The organism is Streptomyces sp. NBC_01716 (genome assembly GCF_036248275.1).
In the GTDB taxonomy this organism is placed as follows: Bacteria; Actinomycetota; Actinomycetes; order Streptomycetales; family Streptomycetaceae; genus Streptomyces.
Map to the genome: position 1 here is coordinate 7417651 of NZ_CP109181.1, position 25032 is coordinate 7442682.

Sequence of the window (25032 nt, forward strand, 5' to 3'; positions counted from 1 at the left end):
GCAGCGTGGCCGGACCGGAAGTCGTCGGACGCACCCGGGTCAGCCTCATCCCGGACCTCAGCACGTTCGGCGACCGCCTCCGCGTCGAGCTGCCCCCCATCGCCCTCAAGGCTGGCGAGACCGCTGGTGATGCCCTATCTGATGCCATCGGCGCACGGCTCAAGATCGGTGTGCCTGACGGTTTCAAGGATGCCGCCAAGCTGATCGACCCTCTCGCCACCAAGGCGGGCGTCAGCGCCGGAGATGCGTTCGCTGACGCCTTTGAGGTGAAGGTCAAGGCCAGCCTCGCCAAGATGACACTGTCGGCCTCCGTCAGTGTCGACCTCGATACGAAGACCGCCGAGGCCTCACTCACCAAACTCACGGCCGACCGCGTCGTCAAAGTCACCGCAAGCCTCGATGACGAAGTCGCCAAAAAGGCACTCACGAAGCTGACCGCCGATCAGACCGTCAGCATCGCTGCGAGCCTGGACGACGCGACAGCCAAGAAGGCCCTCGACAAGCTGACAACCGGTCGCACCATCGACATCACGGCCAGCCTCGACGAGGCCGTCGCGAAAGCGGTTCTCGTCAAACTGACCGCCGACCGCACAGTCAAGATCACTGTCGACCTCGACGCTAAGGCCGCCGAGACCGCCCTGGGGAAGCTCACCAGGGACAGCACCATCAATGTCGATGTCGCGGCGACGATCAACGACGCGGCGTACAAGAAGGTCGAGAAGGCCCTCGACAAGCTCACCGCCGACCGCAACGTCAACATCCGCCCCATCATCGACACCCGCGTCGCCGCCGACGAACTCCGCAACCTGTCCCGCCGCCAGCGGGTACGCATCGGCGTCGACGTCGACACCAGGGTCGCCGCCGCAGACATCGCCAATCTCACCCGGCGCCGCGAAGTCGGAGTCACCGCACAGGCCGACACCGCCGGGGCGAACACTGCGCTCGCGTTCCTGACACGCAACCGCACCGTCGACATCCGCGCCCGGCTCCTTGGGCTCGGTGCGCTCACCGCGGCCCTTGGCGCCCTCGGGGGTGGTGGTGGGAGTGGTGGCGGCATGGGCATGCTGTCCAGCCGCATCCTTGCGATAGCGGCAGCAGCCCTCCTCGCCCTGCCGCAGGTGGCCGCCCTGGGGTCGTCCATCGCCCAGATGGGCCCGCTCGCCGCGGTCGCAGCACCGGCAATCCTCACCCTCATCGGCGCGTTCGCCGCCATCAAGCTGGGCGCCTCCGGCATCGGCGACGCCATCAAGGCCGCATTCACCCCGGTGCCGGCCGAGGCTAAGGCTGCGGCGACCGCCACCCGGCAGGTGGAGACGGCGCAGCGCGGCCTGGCGAACGCGCAGCGCGGTGTCACCGACGCAGAACGCTCCCTGTCGCAGGCGCAGCGCGCGGCCCGCGCCGTCCAGGCAGAGTTGTCCGCCGCACGCAGGCAAGCCGCGCGTGACCTGGAGGACATGAACCAGCGCCTCCGACAGGGCTCGCTGGATCAGAAACAGGCCGCACTCGATGTCTCACAGGCCGAACTTGACCTTCAGAATGTTCGCACCGACCCTGCCGCCACCCAGCTCCAAATCCAGCAGGCCGACCTCGCACTTCAGCGGGCCAGGGCGGCGGCCGAGGAGCAGGCCCGGCAGCAGAAGCGACTCCAGGTCGACACGGCCGCCGCCAACAAGGCCGGGGTGTCCGGGTCTGACGCCGTGGTGCAGGCGCGGGAGCGCATCCGGGCTGCGGGCGAGCAGGTCGAGGAGCGGGAACGCGGCGTCGCCGACGCACACCGCGCCGTTGCCGATGCGGCCCGAGCGGTAGCCGACGCGCAGTCCAGTGCGGCAACGCAGACATCGGCCCTCGATACCGCCCTGGCCAAACTCTCCCCGAACGCCCGCCAGTTCGTCGGCATCCTCCAGTCCATGGCCCCTGCCTGGCGGGCCATGCGCCTCGACGTGCAGGACGCGTTGTTCGCCGGGCTCGGTACCCGCCTCCAGCAGGTCGGTGGCCAGGTGCTGCCGACAGTACGCACCGGAGTCGTCGGACTGTCCGGCGTGTTCAACACGATGGGCAAGGAAGCCCTCACCGCCGTCGGCAACTTGGAGAAGACAGGCCAGCTCAAGGGCACGTTCGACGTCATCCGCAACGGCCTCGGCAACCTCGCCCAGATCCCCGGCCAGATCGTCACCGGCCTCGCCCAGCTCACCATCGCCGCCGGGCCGGCATGGGACCGCATCACCGCGGGCGCCGGGAACGCCATGGACCGGGCCATGGACAGCCTGGCCGCAGGCCTGGAGAACGGTTCCCTCGAAGACGCCATCAGCACTGCCCTCGATGTGGCAGTCCAGTTCGGTGGGGTCCTCGCCGACTTGGGCGGCATCTTCTCCAACGTCTTCGGTGCCGCGGCGGCCGGTGGCGGGGACTTCTTCGCAGTCGTCGGCGCCGCACTGGAGGAGATCCGCCGCGTCACCGCACTGCCGGAAGTGCAGTCCGCACTGACCGCCATCTTCACCGCAGTACAGGCCATCGCCTCACTGCTCGCCGGCACCCTGGGCGCGGTCATTCAGGCGGTGCTGCCCCTGTTTGCCGCACTGGCCCCGGTTGTGACGTCCCTGGCCGAGGCGCTCACACCGGTGCTTGTGCTGCTGGCCCAGTCGCTCGGCCAAGCCTTGATGCCGATCATCAACGCGCTGCTGCCGGTGATCGGGCTGATCGGCAACGGGATCATCAGCATCGTCACCGCGCTGACGCCGCTCTTGGAGCCGATCGGGTTCCTGCTCGGGGCGATCATTGAGGCCCTGGCCCCCGTCCTGGCGACGGTTGTCGGTGTGATCGTGCAGCTGGTGCAGGCGGTCTCCGGTCCGCTCGGCATCGTGATCGCCGCACTGATCCCCGTGGTGCAGTTGGTCGGCGATCTCATCGCCCAGGTCTTCGAGGCGATAGCCCCGGTCCTGACCCCGTTGATCGGTCTGTTCGCGCAGATCGCCGGGGTGATGGCCGGACTTTTCGCCACAGCGATCAAGGCCCTGATCCCGGCGCTGATGCCACTCATCCCGGTGATCATCCAGGTTGTTGAGATCCTGGTACAGCTCCTGACCGCCGTCCTGACACCACTCGCACCGGTCATCTCCCAAATCGCCGGGCTGTTCGGTCAGTTCCTCGGCACGGCCATGCGGGCGCTTGCTCCGATCGTCGGACAGATCGCAGGGCTGTTCCTTCAGTTGCTGCCGACGCTGATGCCGCTGATCCCGGCAGTGGTCGACCTGGTCATGGCCGTACTTCAACTGCTGCCGGCCCTGTTGGAGCTGGCGCTGTCGGTGATCGTGCCGCTGATGCCGCTGCTCGTGCAGCTGGCAGGACTGCTGACCGGGGTGCTGGGTGCGGCGCTGAAGTTCTTGATCCCCATTGTGGTGTGGGTCATCGAGATGGTGACCAAGCTCGCGACGATCGTCGTAAAGATCGTCACGAAGATCATCGATGGGTTCAAGCACCTCTTCGACGTCCTCCTCGGCCACTCGATCATCCCCGACATTGTCAACGGGGCCGTGCGCTGGTTCACCAGCCTCCGTGACAAGGCGCTCGGTATCTTCCGTGCGGTCCGCGACGGCGTTGTTCGCGCCTGGCAGTCCCTGTGGAACGCGGTCAAGTCCACGGCCACCAACGCGTGGGCCGCCGTCCGCAAGGGCCTGGACAAGTTCGCCGACGGCATGAGAGGCGCCTTCGAGACCCTGAAGAAGGGCCTCGGGAAGATCTGGGACGGTCTCAAGGCCCTGGTGAAGGCGCCGATCAAGTTCTGGATCGAGACGGTCTACAACAAGGGCATCGTGACGGTTTGGAACAAGACCGCCGCGAAGATCCCCGGGGTCCCCGATCTCAAGCCCATGAGCATGCCGAAGGGCTTCGCCCGCGGCGGCATCCTCCCCGGCCAGTCCTCGTGGCGCGCCGGCGACGACCAGTTGGTGCCCATGCGCCGCGGCGAGGGCGTGTACGTGTCCGAGGCGATGCGTGACCCGTATGAGCGGGCCCGCCTGCACGCGGTCAACCAGGCCGCCATGCAGGGAAAGTCGCTGCGCCAGTTCCGCGGTTACGCGTTCGGTGGGATCGTCGACTCCATCGGCGACGCCGTGGGCGGGGCGCTCAGTAAGGGTGCGGACGTGGTTCGCGGCGGGTTCGCCGACCTCGCTGAGGCGGCGTTCAAGCCGCTGAAGTCCGGCATCAAGAAGACCCTGGGCACCAACAAGAACACCTACCAGGGCATGATCGGGCAGGCCCCCATCGGGCTGATCGACAAGGTGATCGACTTCATCCGGGGCAAGGACTTGCCGCCGGAGGGTACCGGCCAGTGGGCCAAGCCCGTCAACGTTCCCTACGGCACCCCGTTCGGTAAGGCCGGGCTCATGTGGTCGTCGGGCCGGCACACTGGTCTGGACTTCCCCGCGAAGACCGGCACCCGCATCGGGGCCGTCGACAGCGGGCAGGTCCGCTCCCGCACTTCCGGCGGGCCTTACGGGCAGCACATTGAGATCAGCCACGGCAGCGGCCTCACCTCCCTGTACGCGCACATGTCGGCGATGCTCGCCAAGGCCGGGGCGGATGTGAAACGCGGCCAGCAGATCGGCCGCGTCGGTGCCACCGGCAACGTCACCGGCCCGCACCTCCACTTGGAAGCGCGCATCAACGGCCGCGCGGTCGACCCGATGCGTTACCTCGAAGGCGGCACCGGCGGTTCGGCAGGCAAGGGTGTGGAGCGCTACCGGGGCATAGTCAACCAGGCGATCCGACAGGTGGGCCAGTCGCTGTCCCTGGTCAACACAACGCTGCGCCGCATGAACCAAGAGAGCGGCGGCAACCCCAAGGCGGTCAACCGCAACGACATCAACTGGATCAACGGCACACCGTCCGTGGGCCTCATGCAGGTCATCCGGCCCACGTTCAACGCCTACGCCGGCAAGTACCGGAACACCGGGCCGAAGCTCTACGGGGTCTCGACCGACCCGTTGGCCAACATCTACGCCTCCATGAAGTACGCCCTGTCCCGCTACGGCAGCTTGTCGAAGGCGTACAACCGCATCGGCGGCTACGAGTCCGGTGGTACGGCCCGGCCGGGTGAGCTGGCCTGGGTGGGCGAGCAGGGCCCGGAGCTGATGCGGGTCTTCGAGGGCGGGGTGCGGATCTTCAACGCCCGCCAGTCCGCCCACATGGCCCGCACCATGGGGCAGCCGATCCCCGGCTACGCCTCCGGCGGCACCATCACCGTTGCCGGGCGAAGAATCGATACCGGGCCGGTGAAGGCGTCCGTGGGCGGCGACTTCCTCAAGCATCTGGCCGGGACCGCGGCGGCCATCAACACGGCCATGAACAAGGTTGCGACGGCGTTGAAGAACGCGTTCAAGGGTGTCAAGACCACCCTGGACGACAAGCTGATCAAGCAGGTCAACACCCAGAACGCGCAGTTGAAGAAACTGGCCGCCGACCGGGACAAGATCCGCTCCACCATCGCTACGGCCACCACGTTCGCCACCGAAACCAGCGCCGGTGCAGCCAACTTCACCAGCCTCACTGGGCTGCCCAACGGCGGGCTGCCGTTCGGTGCCGACGGCATCCTCAACGGGCTCAACGTGCGCCTCGGCCAGCTCAAGACGTTCGGCGCCAACCTGACCATCCTCGGCAAGCGCGGCCTGTCGAAGGATCTCATCGGGCAGATCATCGCCGCCGGACCCGACCAGGGCGCCCCGTATGCCGCCGCCCTGGTCAAGGCCACCGACTCCCAGTTGAAGTCCATCAACTCGACTCAGGCGGCCATCGGCAAGGCCACCACCGCCTACGGGCAGTCCGCCGCCAACGCCATGTACGACGCCGGAACCCAGTCCGGCAAGGGATTCCTATCCGGGCTGAAGTCCCAAGAGGCGTCGATCGTCAAGGCGATGGCCGACCTGGCGAAGAAGATCCAGAAGACCATCAAGGTCGAACTGAAGATCAGCAGCCCGTCAAAGGTCACCAAAGCGCTCGGCCGCTTCACGGGCCTCGGGTACGCCCAGGGCATCCGCGAGACCGTCCCCCAGGCCGCCGCAGCAGCCTCCACCATGGCCGCTGCGGTCCGCTCCACCACCGGGGTGGGCGCGTCCCGCATCGTCACCAACCAGGTCAGCAACCAAGGCGGCGACCGGATCCTCCAGTACAACGCCCTCGTTCGGGAGCAGGCGTCACCACAGTCCATCCAGGCGGCCCTGGCCATGGAGGAACTCCTCCTGCGCCCCGTGATGAGCGGAGCCTGACATGCCCATCCTCGTCGCGCCCACGATCATCGGTCCGCCGGAGACGCCGGACGGTCCCGGCTGGCCCCCGTACACCAACTCCATGCCGAAGGTCAGCTTCACCGACCCGACTGGGCTGGTCACGATGCTCACCGACTGGGAGCGCGGATGGGTCGTGCAGACCGGCGCCAAGGGCCTGGACATGCCCACCTACGCCTTCTCGCAGGACGAGTCACCAGGCATCGACGGATACGAAATCCGGGAGGTCAGAGCCCTCGGGAAAGACATCATCCTGCCGATCGCCTTCTGGGCCAACGACTCGCGGCAGGCCTACCTTCAGCGCCGCCGCCAGTTCATCCGCTCCGTCAACCCGAAGCGCGGCCCCGGAATCCTCACCCTGACCCAGCCCGACGGGGCCGTGCGCACCATTGGTGCCATCTACGCCGGGGGCCTGGAGGGGGATGAGTCCAGGGACGCGGCGGGGGAACGCTGGTGCATCAATGTGATCACGTTCGCATGCCCGAAGCCGCACTGGATCGGCGGCGAGGTCACCACCGAATGGCGCTCGGCCGTGGACACGGAGTTCTTCCCGTTCCTGCCGCTCAGCGTCGGCGACTCCCAAGTGCTGGGCGAGGTGGCTGTCGACAACGACGGCGACGACGACGCCTATCCCATCTGGTCGGTGACCGGGCCGGCGACCGGAGTCACCCTCTCCAACTCGACCACCGGTGAGAGTCTGGCGCTCACCCGCAGCATTGATGAAGGCGACGAGATCGTCATCGACACCCGGCAGCGCCGGCAGAGCGCGCTCCTCAACGGGGTCACCAACCTGTGGCCCAACATCGACGACGACTCTTCCATGTGGGGACTCGCACCGGGGCTCAATGATCTGGCCCTGGCGGTGGACGGGTCCAGTGCCGACACCGCCGTCCGCATGACGTACCAGCCCCGCTACCTGGCCGCTTGAGAGGAGTACCAATGCATGCGACAGCACTGCGCGTCTACGTCCGCAACCCGGGCTTGGAGCGGATCGGGCAGGTCGACGACTACGTCTCCCTGAACGCCATCCCCAGGTTCAACGCGATCGGCGCGTTCAGCATGGAGATTGCCGCCGACTCCGAGAAGGCCCCTCTCCTCGTCGAGGGCAACGGGCTCATCATCCGCACCGCGACAGGCGACCTCGTCGACTCCGGGCCGATCCGCACCGTCGACTGGGCTCGCTCCGAATCCGACGCTGGCTCCGGGAAACTCACCGTTAGCGGCATCAGCGACACCGAGGTGCTCGCGCAGTACACGTGCTGGCCCAACCCGGCCGCCGCGATCGGGTCACAGTCCGACGCCGTATACAAGGTCACCGACACGACCGCCTCGACCGCGATGCGAACCCTGGTCAACCTGAACGCCGGGCCCGGCGCACTGACCGCACGCAAGAACGCCCTGCTCACCCTCGCGGCAGACACGTTCGTCGGAGCCCCCGTGACCCGAGAGGTCAACCAGTTCGACGGCCTCCTTGTCGCGTTGCAGGACATTGCGCGGGCCGCTGGTGTCGGGTTCCGTGTCGTCCAGGTCGGCGCCGCCTTGCAGTTCCAGGTGTTCGAACCGGTCGACCGTTCCGGGACCGCCCGCTTCTCCTTCGGTCTCGGCAACCTCACGGACGCCAACTACTCGACCACACCGCCCACCTGCACCAGGGCGATCGTCGTCGCAGGCGGGCAGTCGTCACCCCGCGAATGCCGCATGTACGACCGGGCCGACCCGCTGTTCCCTGGCCTGTTCATCGAGCAGTTCATCGATCAAACGGGCACCGACACCGCCAGCGTCGACCTCGAAGCGCAGATGGATCAGGCAGCCGAGGAAGCGCTCACCTCGGGTGCCGGGCAAGGCTCCCTGTCGATCAGCCCCATCGACCTGCCACAGCTCAGGTACGGGCGGGACTACAGCGTGGGCGACACGGTGTCCGCGCAGGTGCGGGGCGTCTGGTACACGGACGTGGTCCGCGAAGTTGCCCTGTCCTGCACCGCAGCCGAGGGCACCTCCGTGAAAGCAACGGTCGGCACCGGCGACTCGGATGCATCGGCCGTGGCCCGCATCTACTCCTACCTCGCCAAGATCAAAACCGATGTGGCCAGACTCAAGACAAGGAAGGCCGCCTGATGGCCGAGTTCAGCGGGCCGTTCACCGGCTCCCCCATTGCCACCCAGCTCCAGTGGTCCCGCATGGCCCGCCGCTGGGGACTCGACGGTGTGCACGCCGAAGACCCCGGCAGCACCGCCCTCACCGTCGTCGGCAACAGCACCAGCAAGGTCACCGTCCGGCCGGGTGACGCCTTCGTGGCGGGCTTCTACTACCACCTAGACGCGAACAAGCTGCTGGACGTCGTCACCAACGCGGGCAGTGCCGCACGCATCGACTACGTCGTTCTGCGCGCCGACATGGAAGACGGCGAAGTCACCGCCGAATACAAGACCGGCGGCACCATCGCCCCCACCCTGACCCAGGATGAGACCGGCATCTACGAAATCCCTCTCGCCCAGTGCACCGTCGCCGCCGGCTCATCCGTCGTGACCGCCGTCAACGCTTTGGATCGCAGGTGGTTCACGGACCGCGGGGCCATCGCTGGGGTTTCGGGAGACGGGCGGCCCGCCGCTAAGGGGCAGTTGCGGGTGGAGGGCGCCAGCCTGTATCTCGGCGATGGTGCGGCGTGGCGGTGGCTTGCCTCGACCGGGCTCGAAGAGGGCTCGTACACACCGGTGTGGAACGCCGGGACCACGGCGTTCCACTGGGGGACCGGGGCAACGAACATAGGCCGCTACCAGGTGCGGGACGGCCGGGTCTACCTCAACATCCACGTCGTCGTGACCGGCAACCCCGTCGGGTTGCCAGACCCAATCCAGGTCACCCTCCCGCCGGGCTACCCGTGCAGCCCCGCACACCGCGGCATCCTCCACTTCAACCTTCAGTCGGTGAACGGGGAAGGCTCCGCAATCGGGTCGGCACTGCTGTTTCCGAACGAGACCACCACGAAGATCGCTCGCCTGCGGTACTCAGTCCAGGTCGGCGACACCTCGGACGCCATCCCCAAGTCGGAGAACGTCCTCACCAACTCCCCTTACAACATTCGGGCCGGCGACATTCTGACCATCGACGGCTCCTACTGGCTCGCTTGACCCCCGAAAGGATCATCAGATGGCTCGCAGTATCTTCGGGGGCAGCCCGGCCGACTATGCGATGGAGCGCGTCGGCATGCAGCTCCTCCTCCGCCCGGAAGCCGTCGGCACCGTCTGGGACGCCGTCACCGACGGTACCCAGATCACCGACCTGACCGACGCCGTCGGCAACCCCATCACCACGGTCACCGCCGACGGAGACGGGGCCGTCAGCTTCTACGGGCCCGACGGCGTCACCAGCCTCTACCTCGACTTCGGCTACGGGCGCCGATACGCCATGGCCGCCACCGACACCGGGGCCGTCCTGCAAGCCCATTTGGCGCAACGCGGCCTCCCCGACGGCTGGCCAGGGCTCGACAGCGAAGGCAAAATCCCGGGCGACCAACTGCCCACCTCCACGGACTGGCTGATCGTCACCACCTATGGCGCCGAAGGCGACGCAACGCACGACGACACCATGGCGATCCAGGCGGCCATCGACGCCTGTCAGCCGGGCGGAATCGTGTACTTCCCGCACGGCGTCTACAAGACCACCGCGACGCTGGACTTGAAGTCCGGTGTCACCCTCCTCGGCTCCCACGCCAACATGATGCTGGGGCCGGGCATGACCGACGCCGACTTCGCCTGCTACATCCAGCCCGCGGTCCCGTTTGACGGCACCAGCGTCATCCAGATCATCGGCGAGGACGACGGCGAACACCCGGCCATCAGCGGCGAGCAGCGTCTCACGAACCTCATGTTCGACGGGTCACAGCTCACCGGATCGAGCATCGACGGCCTGTACGCCAGGGGTAACGTCCAGAACGTCGTGCTGGAGAACGTCACCATCCGGCAGATGCCCAACAACGGGCTGGTCACTGCCGACGCGGACGACGTTTTCCCCTACTCGTGGCGCCTGCGGCATGTCATGGTCGACAACTGCCACGCCAACGGCGTTCTGCTGACCGGCAACACCGACTTGACCCTAGACGACGTGCAGGTCATCGGCTGCTGGGCGCAGGGAATCGTCCTCACCAACTGCACCAATGGGCAGCTCGCCAGCTGCCGCACCGAATGGAACGGCTCCCACGGGTACCACATCACCGGCGCCTGGGGGGACTGGGCAGGCTCCGGCGGCATGCAGATGACCGGCTGCTCCACCGACCGCAACGGGCAGCACGGCGTCCTCATCGACGCCACCGGCAACGGACCCATCCTCATCGAAGGGCTGATGACCCGGCGCGACGGCCGCAACGGCGGTACCGGTGGCGGCGGTTACGCCGGCCTCGCCGTTGCCGCCGCCACCATGCCGATCGTTGCCACGGGGGTCACCTGCTACCCGGGCGTGGACGATGGCGGTGCGAGCACCAGCAGCCCCGAGTACGGGCTGTCCGTCACCGGCGCCTCAACCCTGGTCCAGGTTGACAGCAGCTACCTGCACGCCGCCACCCAGGGCCTGCACTCCACCAGCACCGGAACCCTGATGGTCGGCGCCAACGTGACCTACGCGTCCGGCCCGACCACCGCACCGGTACGAACCCTGCCGCTCACGGCGACCGTCTCCAAAGGCCTGGTCATCACCGCCCCTGCCGGTGCCGCAGCCTACGTGGTCTGGCGTGCACCAAAGGCGTGCACGGTCACCGCAGTACGCGGCTACCGGGTTGGCGGCACCGGTATCACGATCAACGCGACGAAGAACGGCTCCGACCTTCTCGCCTCCAACCTGTCGCTGTCCACTGCGGACACCTGGCTGTCCGGGCCCGGCGTGCAGAACCAGAACATGGCCGCCGGCGACACCCTGGCCGTCGCTGTCCGCTCTGTGACCGGCACACCGACGGCGGTCACCATTCAGGTCGAAGTGCAGGGGGTGTGAGATGGCGGTACTGACCGTCCTCGATGACCGGCTGCCGTACCAGCAGGCGCCCGGTGCGCTCACCACCGAGTCCGTGGCCGGGCCGCCGGAGCTGCTTCAGGTCTCAGATGCCGTCGGCGTGCTCGCCACCCTCACTGTCGGGGCGAGAACGGTGGCCATACGGGGGCCGGCCCGCACGTTCACCGAGAACAAGAGGCCGTTCACCGACCAGTTCACCCGCACCACAACCTCGGGCTTCGGCATGAGCCCAGGGGGCGGCAACTGGTCCCAGTCCGGAACCGCCACCCTCTACACTGCGGCTAGCGGCGTCGGGCAGATCTCATGCGACGTTGCGAACACCTCCCGCCACGCCACCGTGCTGGACACGCTCACCGACGTCGACGTCACCGCCAAGGTCACGATCACGACCGTGCCTGCCGGCGCCAGCACGAGCGTCGCCCTGTCGTTCGGTTACACCGACTCCGCCAACGCCAACCGGGCACGGCTGACGGTCACCACAGCAGGTGTCGTGCAGTTGACGCTGGAGAAGGAAGTCGCCAGTACCGTCACGATCCTTGGCGCGACCACGCAGGTCGGTACAGGATTCGCGGCTGGGGACTGGTGGAGAATCCGGGCCGAGCGGGCCGGGGCCACCATTCGCTGCCGCGCCTGGAAGGACAGCACCACCGAACCGGGAACGTGGCTTCATTCGGTGAGTGAAACCGCCAACCCGTCGGGGCGTGTCGGGTTCCGCGCCATCGCGTCCTCCGGCAGCACCGGGCTGCCCCGCATTGTGCAGGTCGATGACCTACAGGTGATCTCTGGTGCGTGGGCCACGGCGCCTTCGGTCACCCACGGCACGTGGGTGCGGGTTCTGCCGGAGCCGTTTGACGGCATCTGGACTGGGGGTCTGGCGGATCAGGTCCGGTCCTGGGCTGTTGACACGACTCCTGACGCGTTGGCCTACGCGATGATGTACGTCACCGGGGCCCCGGCGGTGACGTCACCGGCATTGGGCGGTGCGCAGATCGCAGGCCAGTCCAACTACGGGCCGCTCGACCCCAGCACCGGCTCACCCATTGAGGGCGGCGACTTCCACGACTACATGGGCCTCGACTGGGAGTTCCCCAACGGGGAGACGCAGACTGCGGGTGTGGGTGAGCAGGGGTGCATGGACTGCTCCGGGTTCGTCCGCATGGTGTACGGCTTCCACATGGGCATTCCCATGGTGCGCAGTACGGACTTTGACGGCATCAACCTGCCGAGGGTCACGAAGGACATCGGCCCATCGGGGCCGGGGGTGATCGTGGTGCAGGCGACGGACATTGCCCCGGCGTTGACGAACCTTCAGGTCGGTGACGTTCCGCTCTTCGATGCGGATACTTCCGACCCGGTCGCCGGGCAGTTGGATCACAACGGGATCTTCTTGGGGGTCGACAGTCTGGGGCACTACCGGTTCATCAACTCCCGGAAGACCCTGAACGGGCCGACGTTTGGTGACTTGGGTGGCGCGTCCACGTTGGACGGGGCGGGTCTTTATGCGACGAGCCTGCGCCTGATCAGGAGGTTCTAGTGCCGATCATCGCTGGGCTACAGGCATCGGGTGCTCTTGCGGGCATGGTCCCGGCGTTCGACGGTCTGCGGGTGCAGATCAGCGCCCCAGTCGGCACGCCTGCTGACGCGGCACCGCCGGGCGGCCCGGTGGTGGGCTGGGTGCTGGTCGCGGACCCTGATGCGGCGGGCGGGCAGCGGGTGGATCCGGTGTTCCTTGCTGCCGGCCAGGCGGTCACGCCGGATCAGTACCGGGCCGCCTACGGGCCGCAGTTCGCTGTGAACGTGGGGCGGGACCGGTAGCGGTCAGAGCCATTGAACCGCTGCCGTGTTGATCAGCAAATGGATTGCATTGTCGGCAATGATCATTAGCCAGACGGCAAGCCACGGCGGTGTGTCCGACGGGTACCCCGTTGCCGAGCACTCCCACTCCGACCAGGGGCGCCGGTACGCCTTCGGGGCGAGCAGGTTCTTGGCCCACACCACGTGCCGGGCGAGCCGGTAGTGGTCGATGACCGCGTGGGTGACGACGATGACAGCGAGCGCGGCCGGGGACTGGGTGATGGGCAGGAACGGCAGTCCGTAGGTCAGGGCATGTGCCCAGGCGGGCCACCAGCGTTTCGTTTTCTCGTTCGCCATCCAATGCGATTGCAGTAGATAGTCCCCGGCGAGGTGGGCAAGGAGAATCCCGAGGCCGATCATCGCATTCCCCGGAGCCAGGTGGCGGGTCTGAGTGTCAGTTGCCCGTCTTCGCCTCGGTCCCACCAGTAGCTCTTGCCGAAGAGGCGCACGATTCGCAGGGACTCTTGGTTGGTCATGGCGTCACTTCCAGTCGGTGAGACGCGGCTTGGGCTCGGCGGGGCAGGATTCGGGCGTCTCTCCGTAGTCCGTCTGATGTCCTTTGTCGCGCACTTCTGCGCACAGGCCGAGGGTGCGTGCCCCGGCAGCGAAGGACGGTCCGTGCGTGTCGTCGTCGGGGTCGCGGGCGACGATCCAGTCGGGGCCGACGGCTTCGATGCGGACGCAGTGGTAGTGGTCGCGGCCGAACGCGCCTTGGGCGAAGCCGTGGATGACGTCGCCGACGGCGAGGGGCGGGGGTGTGGTCACGGCGTGTTCCTGAGTGCGGGGCCCTGTTCGGGCTGGTCGGGCTCACCTCTGTACGCGGCGAGGGCTTCGCGCACGTCGCCCTCGGAGTAGTCGGAGGAGTCCCACCATTCGATGGCCTTCCAGACGTCCTCTAGCCGCTTGATGCGGACTTGGGTGCGAACCTCCCACTGCTGGAGCAGGACCAGTAGCTCTTCGGTCTCGCGGGCGGCATCTTGCGCGTACCCGAGTCCGGCGAGCCGGTCGGCCATCTCGCGCAAACTGCCGCGCCTGCGGACCAGATCGTCAAGGTCGAAGGCGTGGCACAGGTAGTTGTACGATCCGCCGCTCATTCGCCTTCCTCCGCTGCGTTGACGTAGCCGCTGTTCTCGATCTCGATGGCGGCAGTGAGCATGCCGAGCGATGTGATCCAGTCCGGGGACTCGGATGCGCCCTTTACGAACGACACGCCCCCGTCGGTCTTCACGACCTTGACGAGGACCAGCGCGTCGACGGGTAGATCGCCTTCGTCCAAGCAGGCGGTGACGCCGAGGCTGTCGAGCAACTGCCCGATCGGCTGGTCAGCCACTGTGAGCCCTCCGCTGTTCGAGCATTCGCACGAACTCGTCGATGCGGCCTGCGTCGGGATGCTGGTCCCAGCGGGGGCAGCGGATCACCTTGACGTTGTCGAGTCCGCGCAGTTTCTCCCGGCGACTGATGTAGACCACTTCGCGGTCGCGGGGCGACAGGCCGCTGTTGCGGCACCACGTCTCGAACTCGCGGGCGTCACAGGCGAGAACAGCGATGAGGCTAATCACGGATGACCTCCGGCTGCACCTTCAGCGCGATGTGTGCCGTGCCGATGACCGGGCCCCCAGCGCCCGACTTGCGGCAGCCGCGCGGGCGTTCCTTGACCGCCACGGCGTGCAGCCCCTCGATGAGCTTCAGCAGCTCGACAGAAGACGGCGTGAAACCTGCGTTCTTGTAGCGAGTGAAGATGAGCTGCAAAGCATCAAGGGCCACACAGTCCGGGCCGGGCTCGGATACCGGGAAGGCGTGTCGGATGGTGGCGAGGGATGTCTCGCCGATGCCGGGCACTTGGCGCAGTTCCGCGTCCGTGGCGTGCGGAAGCTTGGCGGAGGTGAAGCCGTACTGGGTGAGCATCCCGGCGATGCTGCGCCCGGCAACGCCACCGCCGAGAAGCCGGGCGAGCGCCGCCTCCTCGCCGTGTAGCAGGTCGTCGGCGGCCGTCGGGTCCGGGCAGTCGAGGCGCGAGCACGTCACATGCCCGCCCTCACCGAGGAAGAGGCAGCTGCCGCCACAAGCGGGGCAACGGCCTTGAACGTCAGACATGGGCATTGGGTGCCTCCGGTGCGGGTGGTGCGGGTTGGAGGCGGCGGGCCGGACCCGCACAGCCGGGCCCGCCGCAGGGCCAGCAGAGGTGGGTAGACCTCGCGACCAGACCTCACCATAACGCGGAAACCTTGGAATCATAGGCATATCCGAACTTACGACCTATGATTCAAAGGTCAAGCGTGTCGCTGGGCAACGCACCCCAGCCGCAGCCCAATCCGCAGGAGAACCCATGACGCTGACCGGTCCCGCAGCCGCCGCTCAGCACCACGTCCTCCTCACCGAAGACGGAGCACGACTCGGCCTCATCTCCTGCGTACTCCGCAACACCGGCGACGGCTGGCACATCCTCAACGACGCCGGACACAGTCCATCCGGCGTCACGAAAGTGACCCAGCGCAGCGCATACCTCGAACTCACCCACGCCACCACGGCCTTGAAGGTGTCGTCATGGCAAGTCACCCCCGATGAAACCTTCGCCGCCCGAGGCGTACACGTCGGCGCCAGCGTCGGACTCGCATCCACCCGCCTGTTCCTCTACACCAAGCAGCCCGCCAACGGCGCCGAAGCGACGCCGGCAAACCCGGCGAACGTCGTCGTGCCCGGAAGCAACTTCTGGGTCACCGCCCTGATGGAGCTTCCCGCCTTGCCCTAGGCCACCCGCAACCGAAGCTCCCGCCATCGGCCAGGGCTTCCGTCACAGAAAGAGAGGGGACCCGTGAAGCTCGTCACCCGCGCCGCGCTCGGCTGGCCCGCATCAGCGGCACCGTCGCAGACGTCCGCCAAGGGCGTGAAGGTCCACTACGAAGGGACCGCCGTCTCCACGAAGTTGCTGACGGACCACAACGCGTGCCTGGCCGAGTGGAAGGCCATCCGCAAGTCGCACCTCGCGAACAAGGTGGAGAACTACTCCGACGTGGCGTACAACTACGCGGCCTGCCCCCACGGCTACCTCATGGAGGGGCGCGGCCTGCGGAAGCGCACCGGCGCCAACGGCAACCAGGCCCTGAATGTCGCGCACTACGCGATCCTCGGGCTCGTCGGATCATCCGGCCTGGTCCAGCCCACCCCCGAGATGCTCTCCGCGATCCGCGACGGCATCGAGCTGCTGCGGAAGAACGGCGCCGGGACCGAGATCAAAGGCCACCGCGACGGGTACGCCACCGCGTGCCCCGGGGGGCCGCTGTACGCGTGGGTCTCGAAGGGCGCCCCCCGGCCGGGCGGCACCACGACGACACCTCCCGTACCGAAGCCCCCCGCCAAGTACGAGCCGTTCCCCGGGGCGAGTTTCTTCCTCAACGGGTCCCGGCCGGCGCTCGGCAAGAAGTCCGCCATCTTCACCGCGATGGGCAAACGTCTCGTCGCGGTCGGCTGCGGCCGGTACAAGGTCGGCCCCGGCCCCGAACTCGGCCAGGCGGACGTCGACAGTTACGAGGCGTGGCAGCGGAAGCAGGGCTACACCGGGGCCGCCGCCAAGTGGCCCCCGGGGCGCACCACCTGGGACGCGCTCAAAGTCCCCAACGTCTGACCCAGCTTACGCATCCGCGTAAGCACAGTGACCTGCACGTTTCTGGGCGACCAGGAGCGCACCAACCAGCAGAGAGACACCACCATGAAGATCTTCGGAAGAGAGCCTGTCTACCTCCTCGGCTTTATCGCCGCGGCCCTCCAGGCTCTGTCGGCGTTCGGCGTCGACATCTCCGACGGCACGCAGACCGCCATCAACGCCCTGTCGGCGGCGGCCGTCGGCGTCATCACCGCCATCGTCCTCAAGAACGGCGCCCTCGCCGCGGCGATCGTCCAGTTCGCACAGGCGGGCATGGCGCTCGGCGTCGGCCTCGGGCTCGACTGGTCCGCCGACCAGCAGAGCAGGGTCATGGCCGCCGTCGCCGCACTCGTCACCCTGTGGCTGCGGGAGAAGGTCACCGCCCCCGTGTCGTCCGTGTCGTTGGAGCAGAAGAGCCCCGTCAAGCAGCCTCTCGCGGGAGTGTAAGTGCGGTGCCGGGCGGTGCGGCGGCTACGAACCACGCTCGGCCGCCGCGGCACGTTCCTGCTCATCATCGGCGTCGGCAAGACCTGCTGGGGAGTCAGCTTCCTCGTGGACCCGCCCAGGCCTGACGGCCTGCAACTCCTCACGAGGGTCTGTTCCCTGCACCACTGGTCGTGGCTGTGGATCGTCGCCGGGCTCGTCACCACCGGGTCCGCGTTCCTGCGGGTCGGCCGCGACGGCTACGGCTTCCTCGCAGCCCTCATTCCCCCCGCAGTATGGGCAACCGCCTACCTTGCCGCCGCTGTCGGCGGCGAGTACTCGCGCGGCGCGTTCGTCGCACTCTGGTACCTCACCTCGCACGTCGGGGTCATCATGTGGGCGAGCACGGTGCCCGAACATTCGGTCCCCCCAGCTCCGCGCCGCCGGAAAGGTAAGGGCCCGTGACTATCTGGGCTGCGCTGGTGGCCGCGTTCGGGACCATCGGCATGATCCTCGCGGGGCTGTTCGCCGCTCGCGCCACGAAGGCCGCAGCATCAGCGACAGCGGAGGCCACACGCGCCGCCGCGACGGCGCAAGCCGAACCCGAGCAGCGGCGCGTGGACTTGGAGGCGTTCAAGACGATCCGCGACGACTTGGCGAAGCAGGTCGTGGAGATGCGGCAGGAGACGACGCGTCTCCGCTCCATCGTGCGGGCGTTCGCCTCCTACGTGGGAGATCTGTCGATGCAGATGAGGCAGTCCGGCGTGACACCCACCGAACCGCCGCCCTTGGTGGACGAGTACAACCGAACTGGAGTGTGACCGAGGACGACTTGTCGGACCAGCACCCGGTGCAGCCGCGCGTCGACGAGGCGGCGGCGGATCTGGGGACGATGGTGGAACTGGGGATGGCGGACGAGCCGCCGGTGCCGTCGCCGTCCATCGCACCATTCCTCGAACCGCAGTGGCCGCCCAAGGCGGAGGTCGATCCTTACGATGGCTCCTGACGAAGCCCCGCTCGCCCCGTGAGGGGCGGGCGGGGCTTCGGCGCGTCTGGTCTAGCTGATCGAGCCGTTGAACTCGGGGAACTCCAGACTGAAGTCCTGGCTTGCCCGCTGCACGGTCACCACGATCTTCTTGCCGTACTTGGTCTCCAGGACGTTGTCGTCCGTCTTCACCGCAGACACGCCTGGCGCCAGACGGCCGCTGAGGAGAGCAGACCCGCGGCTGAATTCGGTGGAAGCGGCCTCACCACCGTTCGTCGCACCGTCGATGATCGTGGACAAGTCGCCGAGGTCAGCAGGTCCTTTCCCTGCGTTCGTGAGCTTCAGCTTCACACGGAACGCCGTGTTGCCGTCCTCAGGCTCCTCGTACTCGCCGAAGTCGGTGACCTCCTTCGCCTCAACAACCGTCACCGTCAACCCGTCCGGCCACTCATAGGTGTCACCGAACGCCAGGCCCGTGCTCGGACCGCCGTCTCCACCGGTGCCGGCGCCTTCTTCCTCGGAGCAGTGCTCCATCCAGTCCGCCTGGCTCAGCGACGTGTCGGAGCAGTCGACTTCGTGAGCGGGCTCGCTCGCCTTGACCTTCGCGTCCGTCGTGTCGGCCGGGGCCTTGTCGTTCGACGTGCCGCAGCCGGCAAGTAACACGGTAAGGAGCACGGCAGTTGCGGTGATACGGGTGCGCATGAGTCCCCCAGGTGCTTCGCGGAGGGATGACCGTAGCGACCCGAATGCGCACGAGGAAGCGGGATGTTCCAGCAGTGACGGACTTGTGACCAAGATGCGGGGGAGATGTGTACTACTCCGGCGGGTTGGGGATCTGCCTGGACAGCACCCACGTGTCCTCGCCTAGGCGGCAGGTGATCACAAGGCGCACCGGTTCGTTCCGGTAGTCGTTCTGCCAACTGTCGTAGGTTTTGCCGGTCATCCAATGACCTGGCCGTGTGCGCTCCATCGCGAACGGCCGCCCCCTGCCCACCGTCATGGGGAACTCGGCCGTATTGCGGCCCTCCGCGTCCGAGTCGTTGATGCCAGGGCTGAACCTGAACGGACCCCAGATGTGGGCGTCGTAGTCGGCCTGCGTCACGCCGCCACCTGGCGTCAGCAGGATGCGCTCCGAGTCGTCGTTGTCGACGCGCACGCTAAGCGCGTCCAGGTGTCCCAGCGAGTCGGGGCCGATGAGGTCCACCTTCAGGGTGGCCTGCCCGTCCGTCCACGGCTCATCGAGACTGCACTCGATCTGCGGCCTGCGCTCCTCAAGCCTTCGGGCGCGCTCAATCGCGGCGATCGTGTGAGCGGTGCTGGCGGAGCGGTGCGCGGCACGCCAGGCGCCCACAGCGGCAACGGCGCTTAGGCCGGCGGTGGAGAAGGTGGCGATCTGAGACCACGGGATATCCATACGGCCGAACCGTAGCGGGAGTTGAGGGCCTCGCCGCAGGTGCCGGCGGCGGGAGGTGGCCGACCTGGGATCGCAGCGCTAGCGCATAACGTTCCCTTATGTGCTGGCAGGAGCTTGACGCTCAGGGGGAGGGAAGCCGAACTCGGCCAGCAGTTCCTTCGAGGAGATGACCTCCAACCCCTCCTCCCGAGCCCGGTTCGGCAGTCGAGTCGTCTCGTTGGTCACGAGAGCGCAGCCCTCATACCTGGCAGTCGATGCGATCAGTCCGTCGCTCGTATGCGCCACAGCTCCCGAACGAAGATTCTCCAGTGCGGCGCTACCGGCTTCATCGCCGAGACGGGCGAAGCCGAGCTGCGAGTGATCAAGGACGAAAGCGCCCGTCGGCACCGGCCGCCCCAGTCCCGTCATGCAGGCGAGGAGCTGTTCCCTTCGCTCAGGGTTGGGGATGGCGCTCAGTTCATCGATCGTGACGTGGGTGTACAGCACTTCCAGCCGGCCGCGATCGGCGGCTCCGCGGAGGGCTTCGTAGGCCCCTGGGGTGTCGGCGATCGGATCGATGGCGTTGGAGTCAAAGACCACGCGTCTCATGGCGGCAGGCTAGCGAGTGCCTCGCCACCGACCAACGGGTCGTTGGGGTCGAGTTGGCCGTTGTCACCCTCGATAACATGCCATATCGCGGGCGCAAAAACGGTACAATTAGGCATGGCTGAAGACTCCCGCGCACGACTCATCTACGCCCACGGCGACGCGACGGCTCCACTCGGAAGCGGCAATCGGGTCATCGCTCACGTCTGTAACGACATCGGCGCATGGGGTCGCGGCTTCGTGATGTCCCTGTCGCGCCGCGGCCCCGAGCCGGAAGCCGCCTACCGGGCTTGGCATCAGGGTCGTGGCCAGAACGACTTCAGGCTCGGCGCCGTGCAGTTGGTGCGCGTCGCCCCGGAATTGTGGGTGGCGAACATGGTCGGACAGCGCGGCATCCGTCGGGCCGGAGGCAACCCGCCGGTCCGCTACGAAGCGATAGACGAAGCGTTGGGCCATCTCGCCGAACAGGCGAGGCGCCTGGACGCCTCGGTGCACATGCCGCGCATCGGCTGCGGACTGGCGGGTGGCGAATGGGCCCGCATCGAACCGCTGATCAGGAATCAGCTGTGCGGCCGTGGCGTCAACGTCGCCGTGTACGACCTCGCAGTCGGGGCCGCCGCATGACCGACCTCGCCCCGCGCCAGCCGAACGCCACCCCCGCCGTCTACGACGCCGCGACGCTCGCCGTCCTGGCCGCCATGGAAGAGGCGGCCGATAGGCACCTCGATGCCATCCGCCCCCACAACACCAAGCGCGGCTACGCCAACGACTGGGCGCTCTGGGAGGAGTTCCACGACTGGCTCGCCGAACGCACCGGCCACCGCATGCCGTCGACCGCCGCCACCAGAGGCAACCTCGTCGGTTTCGTCGTCTGGCTCGACACCATCAAGTTCGCCGCCCCCAACTCCATCGACCGCAGGATCACCGGCGTCACCGTCACCGCGCGCAGCCTCGGCGTTGAGGTGCCCAAGGCCGCGACCGTCGCCGCACGACAGGCCCTCAAGCCGCTGAAGAACGACCCCGAGCGTCAGGCGCGCGGCCGGGGCAAGGCCGCCGCCGTCACGCCCGAGCAGCTCCGGCAGATGGACGCCGCGGTCGCCGACGGACTCGCCGGGTTGCGCGACCGCGCTCTCTGGCTCATGGCCTTCGGGATCGCCGGACGCTCCGCCGAAGTCGCCGCCCTTCGAGCCGACGCCATCGTCCACGTCAGCAACGGCCTCGACGTCCATGTCCCAGCGGTGAAGGGCCGCCCGCCCCGCGACGTCGTCGTCGCCTACGGCAAGAACGTCGACACCTGCCCCGTCCGCGCATGGCTCACCTGGCGAGCCGCCGCAGGCATCACCCACGGGCCCGCCTTCCTCCCCATCGACGTCTGGGGGCACATGGGCGACCGCGCCCTTTCCGCCGAAGCCTGCCGAGAAATCATCGCCCGCAACGCCGAACGCGCAGGCGTCGCAGTCCGGCTGACCGGCCACAGCATGCGCGCCGGGTTCATCACCACCAGCCGCAAGGCCGGGAAGCGCGAAGAGAAGATCCGCGCCCAGTCCGGCCACGCAGAGAACAGCCCAGCCTTCTGGGGGTACATCCGCGAAGCCGACAAGTGGACCGACGCCGCGAGCGACGACATCGGGCTGTAGCACCCAATCCGCCCCTTCGCCTTCCACGTCACCCATTTCGGGTGCATCGTGGTTCTGCGTGGACCCGAGCCCCCCAGGCTGTGGCCCCCGCACTGGCCCCGCCGCGTACTGCGCGCGGGGCCACCGCCTTCCCGGCTCCCCACGGGAGGGCACTCCCGTTGTCAGCCCTCCGTGCCACACTGGTCTTGGCGGTGCAGCGCCCCAAGGGACGTTCGATCGGCCGCCAGCTCGTCGGGCCACGCGTCCGCCGTTCGCCTTACGCCCACCTCTTCGGGGTGGGCGTTCGTGCGTCCACCCGGTCACGCCCCGCCTTCCGCGAGCCCCCGCTCTGGCGCGCAGAACTCGCACGCGGCCACGGTCTCCGGATCCTCCGTGAGCCCGAGCCGGGCGGCGCTCGCCTCGATGGGCAGTGTCTTGCGCTGCGGCATGGTGCAGTCGGCGAGGTGGATGAGTGCCGGCTCGGGGTGGGTGGGGTGGCGTTTGGGTTCGATGACGTAGCCGCCCGGCCCGGTGGGGGCTTGTTCGAGGGCGTGGATTTTCCGGCGGGTGTTGGCGAGCTGCCATTCCAGCCAGGTTTCGAGGGTTCGGAGTTTGGTGAGGCGTTCAGCCGGTGGCAGGTCGGACATGCGTTCGATTCTAGGGGTGAGTGTTCGCCCACCCGGTTCAGGGTGTCAGGATCGCATCGGCAAGCGCCACGTAACCGCTGCGGTTGCGGCGCTTCCCGAGCTCTGTGTCCCATGCTGCGATCACCTCCGCGATCCTCCACACGTCATCCAGGTCATCCAGATCGACCAGGCCGAGGCTGATGATCTGCCCGGCGATCTCCAGGTAGTCGGCGGTGATGCGGTCCGGGACTTCCGCCTCGGTCGTCTCGTGCCACACGTAGATGCAGTAGCCCACCTGCTCGCGGGGTGCGATTGTTGTCATGCCCCCCATCGTGCCGGGGCTGTGTCGCAGCTATGTCGCACGGTTCCGTCGGATCGTGGCAGCCCCGGCCCGCGTGCGGATCGCCCGAAGCCTCCCGATCTGTCGGCGCCTGCTGCCACACTGACCCTGGCCTCGCCGCTGCCACCCCCGTCGGCGGCGAGGCCAGCCCTGGAGGAGGGGTCGTGGATTTCCAGATGCCGATCAATGGCCACACCGTGGAAGGGCCACTCGCCGAGTGGAACCATCCGGACGCCCGCTGGACCGAGGAGTTCGGGATTGCCCTCGGAAGGGCGGAGGCGGACAGGGCCCCTGTCGCATGCCCGGCCTGTGGTGAACCGGCCCTCGGGATGGCCATGGACAGCATCTACACCGAATGGCACAACGGGCAGGGTGGCGGCAGCCGCGTTGAGCTGGGGAGGCTGATTACGCTCGACCCGTGCGGACATACGATCGCCGCCGAGGCCCGCCCCGTTGTCGGTGCCCGCCGGTAGACTTTGCCCCATCAACCCCCAGGGCCTGCGGGCCCGCGAAACAGGGGATTGCTTCCCGCCCCGCCCGCGACGTGATGCACCGCAGGCGGGGCGGAGCTGCGTCAGCCCTCAGCCTCGTCGAGCTTCTTCGCCGCCTGCTTGACGGCCATCTCCAGCTCGTACCGGCTCACCCCGGCGGTCGCCGCCGCATGCGCCGTGATGGCCCGCTGCACCTTCTCCGCCGCGTCCAGCCACGGCCGCCACGCCTCCGGGGAGTAGCTGGCGGCCGTCGCCGCACGCCGGGCCGCCTCCGCCGCGCGCTGAAGCTGAAGAAGGTCATCAGGGACGTCGGGTCTCTTCGGTTCTTTCGCCACGGCCGGAGTCTAAAGGCCGTGCTGATCTCCACCCTGTCTGGCATCCTGGAGCAACGGGCCGCCTTGGCGGCAGGAGGTTCTGCGGTTCGCCTCCCGGATCGTCCCCGGAGAGACACCGCCCCAACTTGAACGCCTACCCGCGCGGGTGGGCGTTCGTTCGTCACGCGAGCGACGCCAGCCTATTCGCCGGCCGACGGCGGCTCGGCGACGAACGACCCCAGCCCAACCTCCGTGCGCACCAAGCCCTCGCGCTTCAACGCGCCCAACGCCTTCTGTGCAGTCGCCGCGGCAACCGAAAACTCGGTCGACAGCTCCACGACCGAGGGAACCTTCGAGCCGACCGGATACGTGCCGTCCTCGATGCGACCCTCGATGACGGCCGCCACCTGCCGCCAGATCGGCCGCGTCCGGTCAAGATCAGCACTCATGATGTTGACGCTAGGCAACCGCAGTACACCACGCGACCGCAGTAGACCGCAGTACACTGCGGACCTGGAACACAGGAAACCCCCGCAGCCGTGCGACCGGCCCGGGGGTATGGACGACGCGGGAAGGCATCGCCATGGCGGATTCTACCGACGACAGAGTCGGACGCGAGTGGCAAGAGGGCGGCGGATCAGGACACGAGCAGGCCGTCATCATCACCCCCGAAGCGCGCGCAGAGAAGGCCTGGCATGCCTATCTGACCCACATCGCCGAGGAGTGCAAGAGCACCTGCCGCACCGATGGCGTCGACTGCTCGCAGGCCGTCGAGCTCAAGGCCGCGTGGAACGAAGCCAAGCGGGCCGCATGACCGCCCCGGCCGGCATCAACCCCCGTTCGCCGGCCGGGGCTCAGGGGTGAGCTGGACAGCGGGTGACATATCCACACCCCTTACACAGGACCCATCCGCGTGAATGCAGGGCGCACTCTTTTACCTGGGCAAAATCTGAGGTTGACTCTCGTTCAGTTGGGTCGATCATCCGAGGAGCACAGCCATGGAGACGCCAAGAGCATGCGCAACGCGGGACAAAGTCGAGAGCTTGACCTCCCGGTTACCAGACTCCAGGCGCTGAAGCGTGCTCCGGTCGACGCCGGATAGATGCACCAACTCCTCTTGGGTGAGATTGCGGTCTAGCCGCCGCCCACGGACATTGTTCGCCACAGTGCGGCGATCTTTCAGGACCCAGGGCGGATGGTCGTCTGCCATCCGGTAAACGCTCTGAGGTTCAAGATCACTTGTCAGCAGCAGATCTGACGCTTTTGGTGATCATGGCCGGCGTCCATGGTTGGGCATCAGCTCCGAACGGCCCGTCGACTCCTGGCGCTCATCGCAAGGCCTTGGCCACCGGTAAAGAATCGAACATGCGTTCACGCGATTGGATGACACCCCGAATGCCGCACACGACCGTTGAGCAGGGTGGATTAGCCCGCAGGCCGGAGTCGATACGCACGCCTTGACCGGCCG

General features: G+C 67.6%; 31 protein-coding genes. 17 read left to right on the forward strand and 14 right to left on the reverse strand.

All coding sequences use genetic code 11. The annotated features are described in order from the left end of the window. The first annotated feature begins 5 nt into the window (after positions 1-5). Genes OIE74_RS33100 through OIE74_RS33130 form a run of 7 tightly spaced genes read left to right on the forward strand, consistent with a single transcriptional unit; the run spans position 6 to position 13091 of the window. Positions 6-6260 carry a peptidoglycan DD-metalloendopeptidase family protein gene (locus tag OIE74_RS33100; protein ID WP_329390271.1) on the forward strand — a complete coding sequence of 2085 codons (6255 nt, stop codon included), beginning with the start codon at positions 6-8 and terminating at the stop codon, positions 6258-6260. A 1-nt stretch (position 6261) separates the two neighbouring features. Beyond that, positions 6262-7206 carry a phage distal tail protein gene (locus tag OIE74_RS33105; protein ID WP_329390273.1) on the forward strand — a complete coding sequence of 315 codons (945 nt, stop codon included), beginning with the start codon at positions 6262-6264 and terminating at the stop codon, positions 7204-7206. Between the two features lie 11 nt (positions 7207-7217). Beyond that, positions 7218-8393: a siphovirus ReqiPepy6 Gp37-like family protein gene (locus tag OIE74_RS33110; RefSeq protein WP_329390275.1), complete on the forward strand. Its 1176-nt coding sequence runs from the start codon at positions 7218-7220 to the stop codon at positions 8391-8393. Further along, positions 8393-9406 (forward strand): hypothetical protein, encoded by a 1014-nt coding sequence (locus OIE74_RS33115; RefSeq protein ID WP_329390277.1) that lies wholly within the window; start codon positions 8393-8395, stop codon positions 9404-9406. Before OIE74_RS33110 ends, OIE74_RS33115 begins: the two co-directional genes overlap by 1 nt. A gap of 19 nt (positions 9407-9425) precedes the next feature. Next, positions 9426-11258: a glycosyl hydrolase family 28-related protein gene (locus tag OIE74_RS33120; protein WP_329390279.1), complete on the forward strand. Its 1833-nt coding sequence runs from the start codon at positions 9426-9428 to the stop codon at positions 11256-11258. 1 nt (position 11259) lies between these two features. Then, positions 11260-12810 (forward strand): hypothetical protein, encoded by a 1551-nt coding sequence (locus OIE74_RS33125; protein WP_329390281.1) that lies wholly within the window; start codon positions 11260-11262, stop codon positions 12808-12810. Next, on the forward strand, positions 12810-13091 hold the full coding sequence (locus OIE74_RS33130) for a hypothetical protein (protein ID WP_329390284.1): 282 nt from the start codon (positions 12810-12812) through the stop codon (positions 13089-13091). The genes OIE74_RS33125 and OIE74_RS33130 overlap by 1 nt, the downstream gene beginning before the upstream one ends. 3 nt (positions 13092-13094) lie before the next feature. Here OIE74_RS33130 and OIE74_RS33135 read toward each other — a convergent pair whose 3' ends face one another. The 6 genes from OIE74_RS33135 to OIE74_RS33160 all read right to left on the reverse strand — a co-directional run bounded on the left by OIE74_RS33135 (position 13095) and on the right by OIE74_RS33160 (position 15224). Further along, entirely contained in the window at positions 13095-13490 is a 396-nt protein-coding gene (locus OIE74_RS33135; protein ID WP_329390286.1) for a DUF3307 domain-containing protein, read from the reverse strand. A 120-nt stretch (positions 13491-13610) separates the two neighbouring features. Then, on the reverse strand, positions 13611-13895 hold the full coding sequence (locus OIE74_RS33140; protein WP_329390288.1) for a hypothetical protein: 285 nt from the start codon (positions 13893-13895) through the stop codon (positions 13611-13613). After that, positions 13892-14224 carry a hypothetical protein gene (locus OIE74_RS33145; RefSeq protein WP_329390290.1) on the reverse strand — a complete coding sequence of 111 codons (333 nt, stop codon included), beginning with the start codon at positions 14222-14224 and terminating at the stop codon, positions 13892-13894. The genes OIE74_RS33140 and OIE74_RS33145 overlap by 4 nt, the downstream gene beginning before the upstream one ends. After that, a complete protein-coding gene (locus OIE74_RS33150; protein ID WP_329390292.1) occupies positions 14221-14460 on the reverse strand; it encodes a hypothetical protein in 240 nt (79 codons plus the stop codon). The genes OIE74_RS33145 and OIE74_RS33150 overlap by 4 nt, the downstream gene beginning before the upstream one ends. After that, the gene (locus OIE74_RS33155; RefSeq protein WP_329390294.1) at positions 14453-14689 is read right to left on the reverse strand and encodes a hypothetical protein; all 237 of its coding nucleotides are present in this window, start codon (positions 14687-14689) and stop codon (positions 14453-14455) included. Before OIE74_RS33155 ends, OIE74_RS33150 begins: the two co-directional genes overlap by 8 nt. Continuing rightward, positions 14682-15224: a hypothetical protein gene (locus OIE74_RS33160; RefSeq protein ID WP_329390296.1), complete on the reverse strand. Its 543-nt coding sequence runs from the start codon at positions 15222-15224 to the stop codon at positions 14682-14684. The genes OIE74_RS33155 and OIE74_RS33160 overlap by 8 nt, the downstream gene beginning before the upstream one ends. A gap of 232 nt (positions 15225-15456) precedes the next feature. On the opposite strand from OIE74_RS33160, the gene OIE74_RS33165 reads away from it, so the two are divergent. The 6 genes from OIE74_RS33165 to OIE74_RS33190 all read left to right on the forward strand — a co-directional run bounded on the left by OIE74_RS33165 (position 15457) and on the right by OIE74_RS33190 (position 18199). After that, on the forward strand, positions 15457-15879 hold the full coding sequence (locus OIE74_RS33165) for a hypothetical protein (protein WP_329390298.1): 423 nt from the start codon (positions 15457-15459) through the stop codon (positions 15877-15879). Between the two features lie 63 nt (positions 15880-15942). Continuing rightward, a complete protein-coding gene (locus OIE74_RS33170; RefSeq protein WP_329390301.1) occupies positions 15943-16752 on the forward strand; it encodes a peptidoglycan-binding protein in 810 nt (269 codons plus the stop codon). Between the two features lie 27 nt (positions 16753-16779). Next, positions 16780-17217 carry a hypothetical protein gene (locus tag OIE74_RS33175; protein WP_329390303.1) on the forward strand — a complete coding sequence of 146 codons (438 nt, stop codon included), beginning with the start codon at positions 16780-16782 and terminating at the stop codon, positions 17215-17217. 15 nt (positions 17218-17232) lie between these two features. Next, positions 17233-17658 carry a hypothetical protein gene (locus OIE74_RS33180; RefSeq protein ID WP_329390305.1) on the forward strand — a complete coding sequence of 142 codons (426 nt, stop codon included), beginning with the start codon at positions 17233-17235 and terminating at the stop codon, positions 17656-17658. After that, complete coding sequence (locus OIE74_RS33185; RefSeq protein ID WP_329390307.1) at positions 17655-18014, forward strand: hypothetical protein; 360 nt, start codon at positions 17655-17657, stop codon at positions 18012-18014. The genes OIE74_RS33180 and OIE74_RS33185 overlap by 4 nt, the downstream gene beginning before the upstream one ends. Then, positions 18011-18199, forward strand: coding sequence for a hypothetical protein (locus OIE74_RS33190; RefSeq protein ID WP_329390309.1), 189 nt, complete (start codon positions 18011-18013; stop codon positions 18197-18199). Before OIE74_RS33185 ends, OIE74_RS33190 begins: the two co-directional genes overlap by 4 nt. A 51-nt stretch (positions 18200-18250) precedes the next feature. Here OIE74_RS33190 and OIE74_RS33195 read toward each other — a convergent pair whose 3' ends face one another. The 3 genes from OIE74_RS33195 to OIE74_RS33205 form a co-directional block, all read right to left on the reverse strand. Further along, positions 18251-18880 carry a hypothetical protein gene (locus tag OIE74_RS33195; RefSeq protein WP_329390311.1) on the reverse strand — a complete coding sequence of 210 codons (630 nt, stop codon included), beginning with the start codon at positions 18878-18880 and terminating at the stop codon, positions 18251-18253. A 112-nt stretch (positions 18881-18992) separates the two neighbouring features. Beyond that, positions 18993-19592, reverse strand: coding sequence for a hypothetical protein (locus tag OIE74_RS33200; RefSeq protein WP_329390313.1), 600 nt, complete (start codon positions 19590-19592; stop codon positions 18993-18995). Positions 19593-19688: 96 nt separating this feature from the next. Continuing rightward, the gene (locus OIE74_RS33205; protein ID WP_329390315.1) at positions 19689-20180 is read right to left on the reverse strand and encodes a hypothetical protein; all 492 of its coding nucleotides are present in this window, start codon (positions 20178-20180) and stop codon (positions 19689-19691) included. 114 nt (positions 20181-20294) lie between these two features. Here OIE74_RS33205 and OIE74_RS33210 point away from each other — a divergent pair, with 114 nt between their 5' ends. Both OIE74_RS33210 and OIE74_RS33215 read left to right on the forward strand, forming a co-directional pair. Further along, the gene (locus tag OIE74_RS33210) at positions 20295-20801 is read left to right on the forward strand and encodes a macro domain-containing protein (protein ID WP_329390317.1); all 507 of its coding nucleotides are present in this window, start codon (positions 20295-20297) and stop codon (positions 20799-20801) included. Then, positions 20798-21814 carry a hypothetical protein gene (locus tag OIE74_RS33215; protein ID WP_329390319.1) on the forward strand — a complete coding sequence of 339 codons (1017 nt, stop codon included), beginning with the start codon at positions 20798-20800 and terminating at the stop codon, positions 21812-21814. The genes OIE74_RS33210 and OIE74_RS33215 overlap by 4 nt, the downstream gene beginning before the upstream one ends. Before the next feature lie 299 nt (positions 21815-22113). On the opposite strand, the gene OIE74_RS33220 is transcribed toward OIE74_RS33215, so the two are convergent. Further along, positions 22114-22440 (reverse strand): DUF6233 domain-containing protein, encoded by a 327-nt coding sequence (locus tag OIE74_RS33220; protein ID WP_329390320.1) that lies wholly within the window; start codon positions 22438-22440, stop codon positions 22114-22116. 37 nt (positions 22441-22477) lie between these two features. Beyond that, entirely contained in the window at positions 22478-22741 is a 264-nt protein-coding gene (locus tag OIE74_RS33225) for a hypothetical protein (RefSeq protein WP_329390322.1), read from the reverse strand. 182 nt (positions 22742-22923) lie between these two features. Here OIE74_RS33225 and OIE74_RS33230 point away from each other — a divergent pair, with 182 nt between their 5' ends. Then, positions 22924-23232 (forward strand): hypothetical protein, encoded by a 309-nt coding sequence (locus OIE74_RS33230; protein ID WP_329390324.1) that lies wholly within the window; start codon positions 22924-22926, stop codon positions 23230-23232. A gap of 101 nt (positions 23233-23333) precedes the next feature. On the opposite strand, the gene OIE74_RS33235 is transcribed toward OIE74_RS33230, so the two are convergent. Together OIE74_RS33235 and OIE74_RS33240 are read right to left on the reverse strand one after the other, a co-directional pair. After that, positions 23334-23585: a hypothetical protein gene (locus tag OIE74_RS33235; protein ID WP_329390326.1), complete on the reverse strand. Its 252-nt coding sequence runs from the start codon at positions 23583-23585 to the stop codon at positions 23334-23336. Positions 23586-23764: 179 nt separating this feature from the next. After that, positions 23765-24013, reverse strand: a complete 249-nt coding sequence (locus OIE74_RS33240) for a GntR family transcriptional regulator (protein WP_329390328.1) — start codon at positions 24011-24013, stop codon at positions 23765-23767. Between the two features lie 134 nt (positions 24014-24147). Between OIE74_RS33240 and OIE74_RS33245 the strand changes: the two genes are divergently transcribed. Continuing rightward, positions 24148-24378, forward strand: a complete 231-nt coding sequence (locus OIE74_RS33245; protein WP_329390330.1) for a hypothetical protein — start codon at positions 24148-24150, stop codon at positions 24376-24378. 165 nt (positions 24379-24543) lie between these two features. On the opposite strand, the gene OIE74_RS38705 is transcribed toward OIE74_RS33245, so the two are convergent. Continuing rightward, positions 24544-24774 carry a helix-turn-helix domain-containing protein gene (locus tag OIE74_RS38705; protein ID WP_443076304.1) on the reverse strand — a complete coding sequence of 77 codons (231 nt, stop codon included), beginning with the start codon at positions 24772-24774 and terminating at the stop codon, positions 24544-24546. Between the last annotated feature and the right edge of the window lie 258 nt (positions 24775-25032).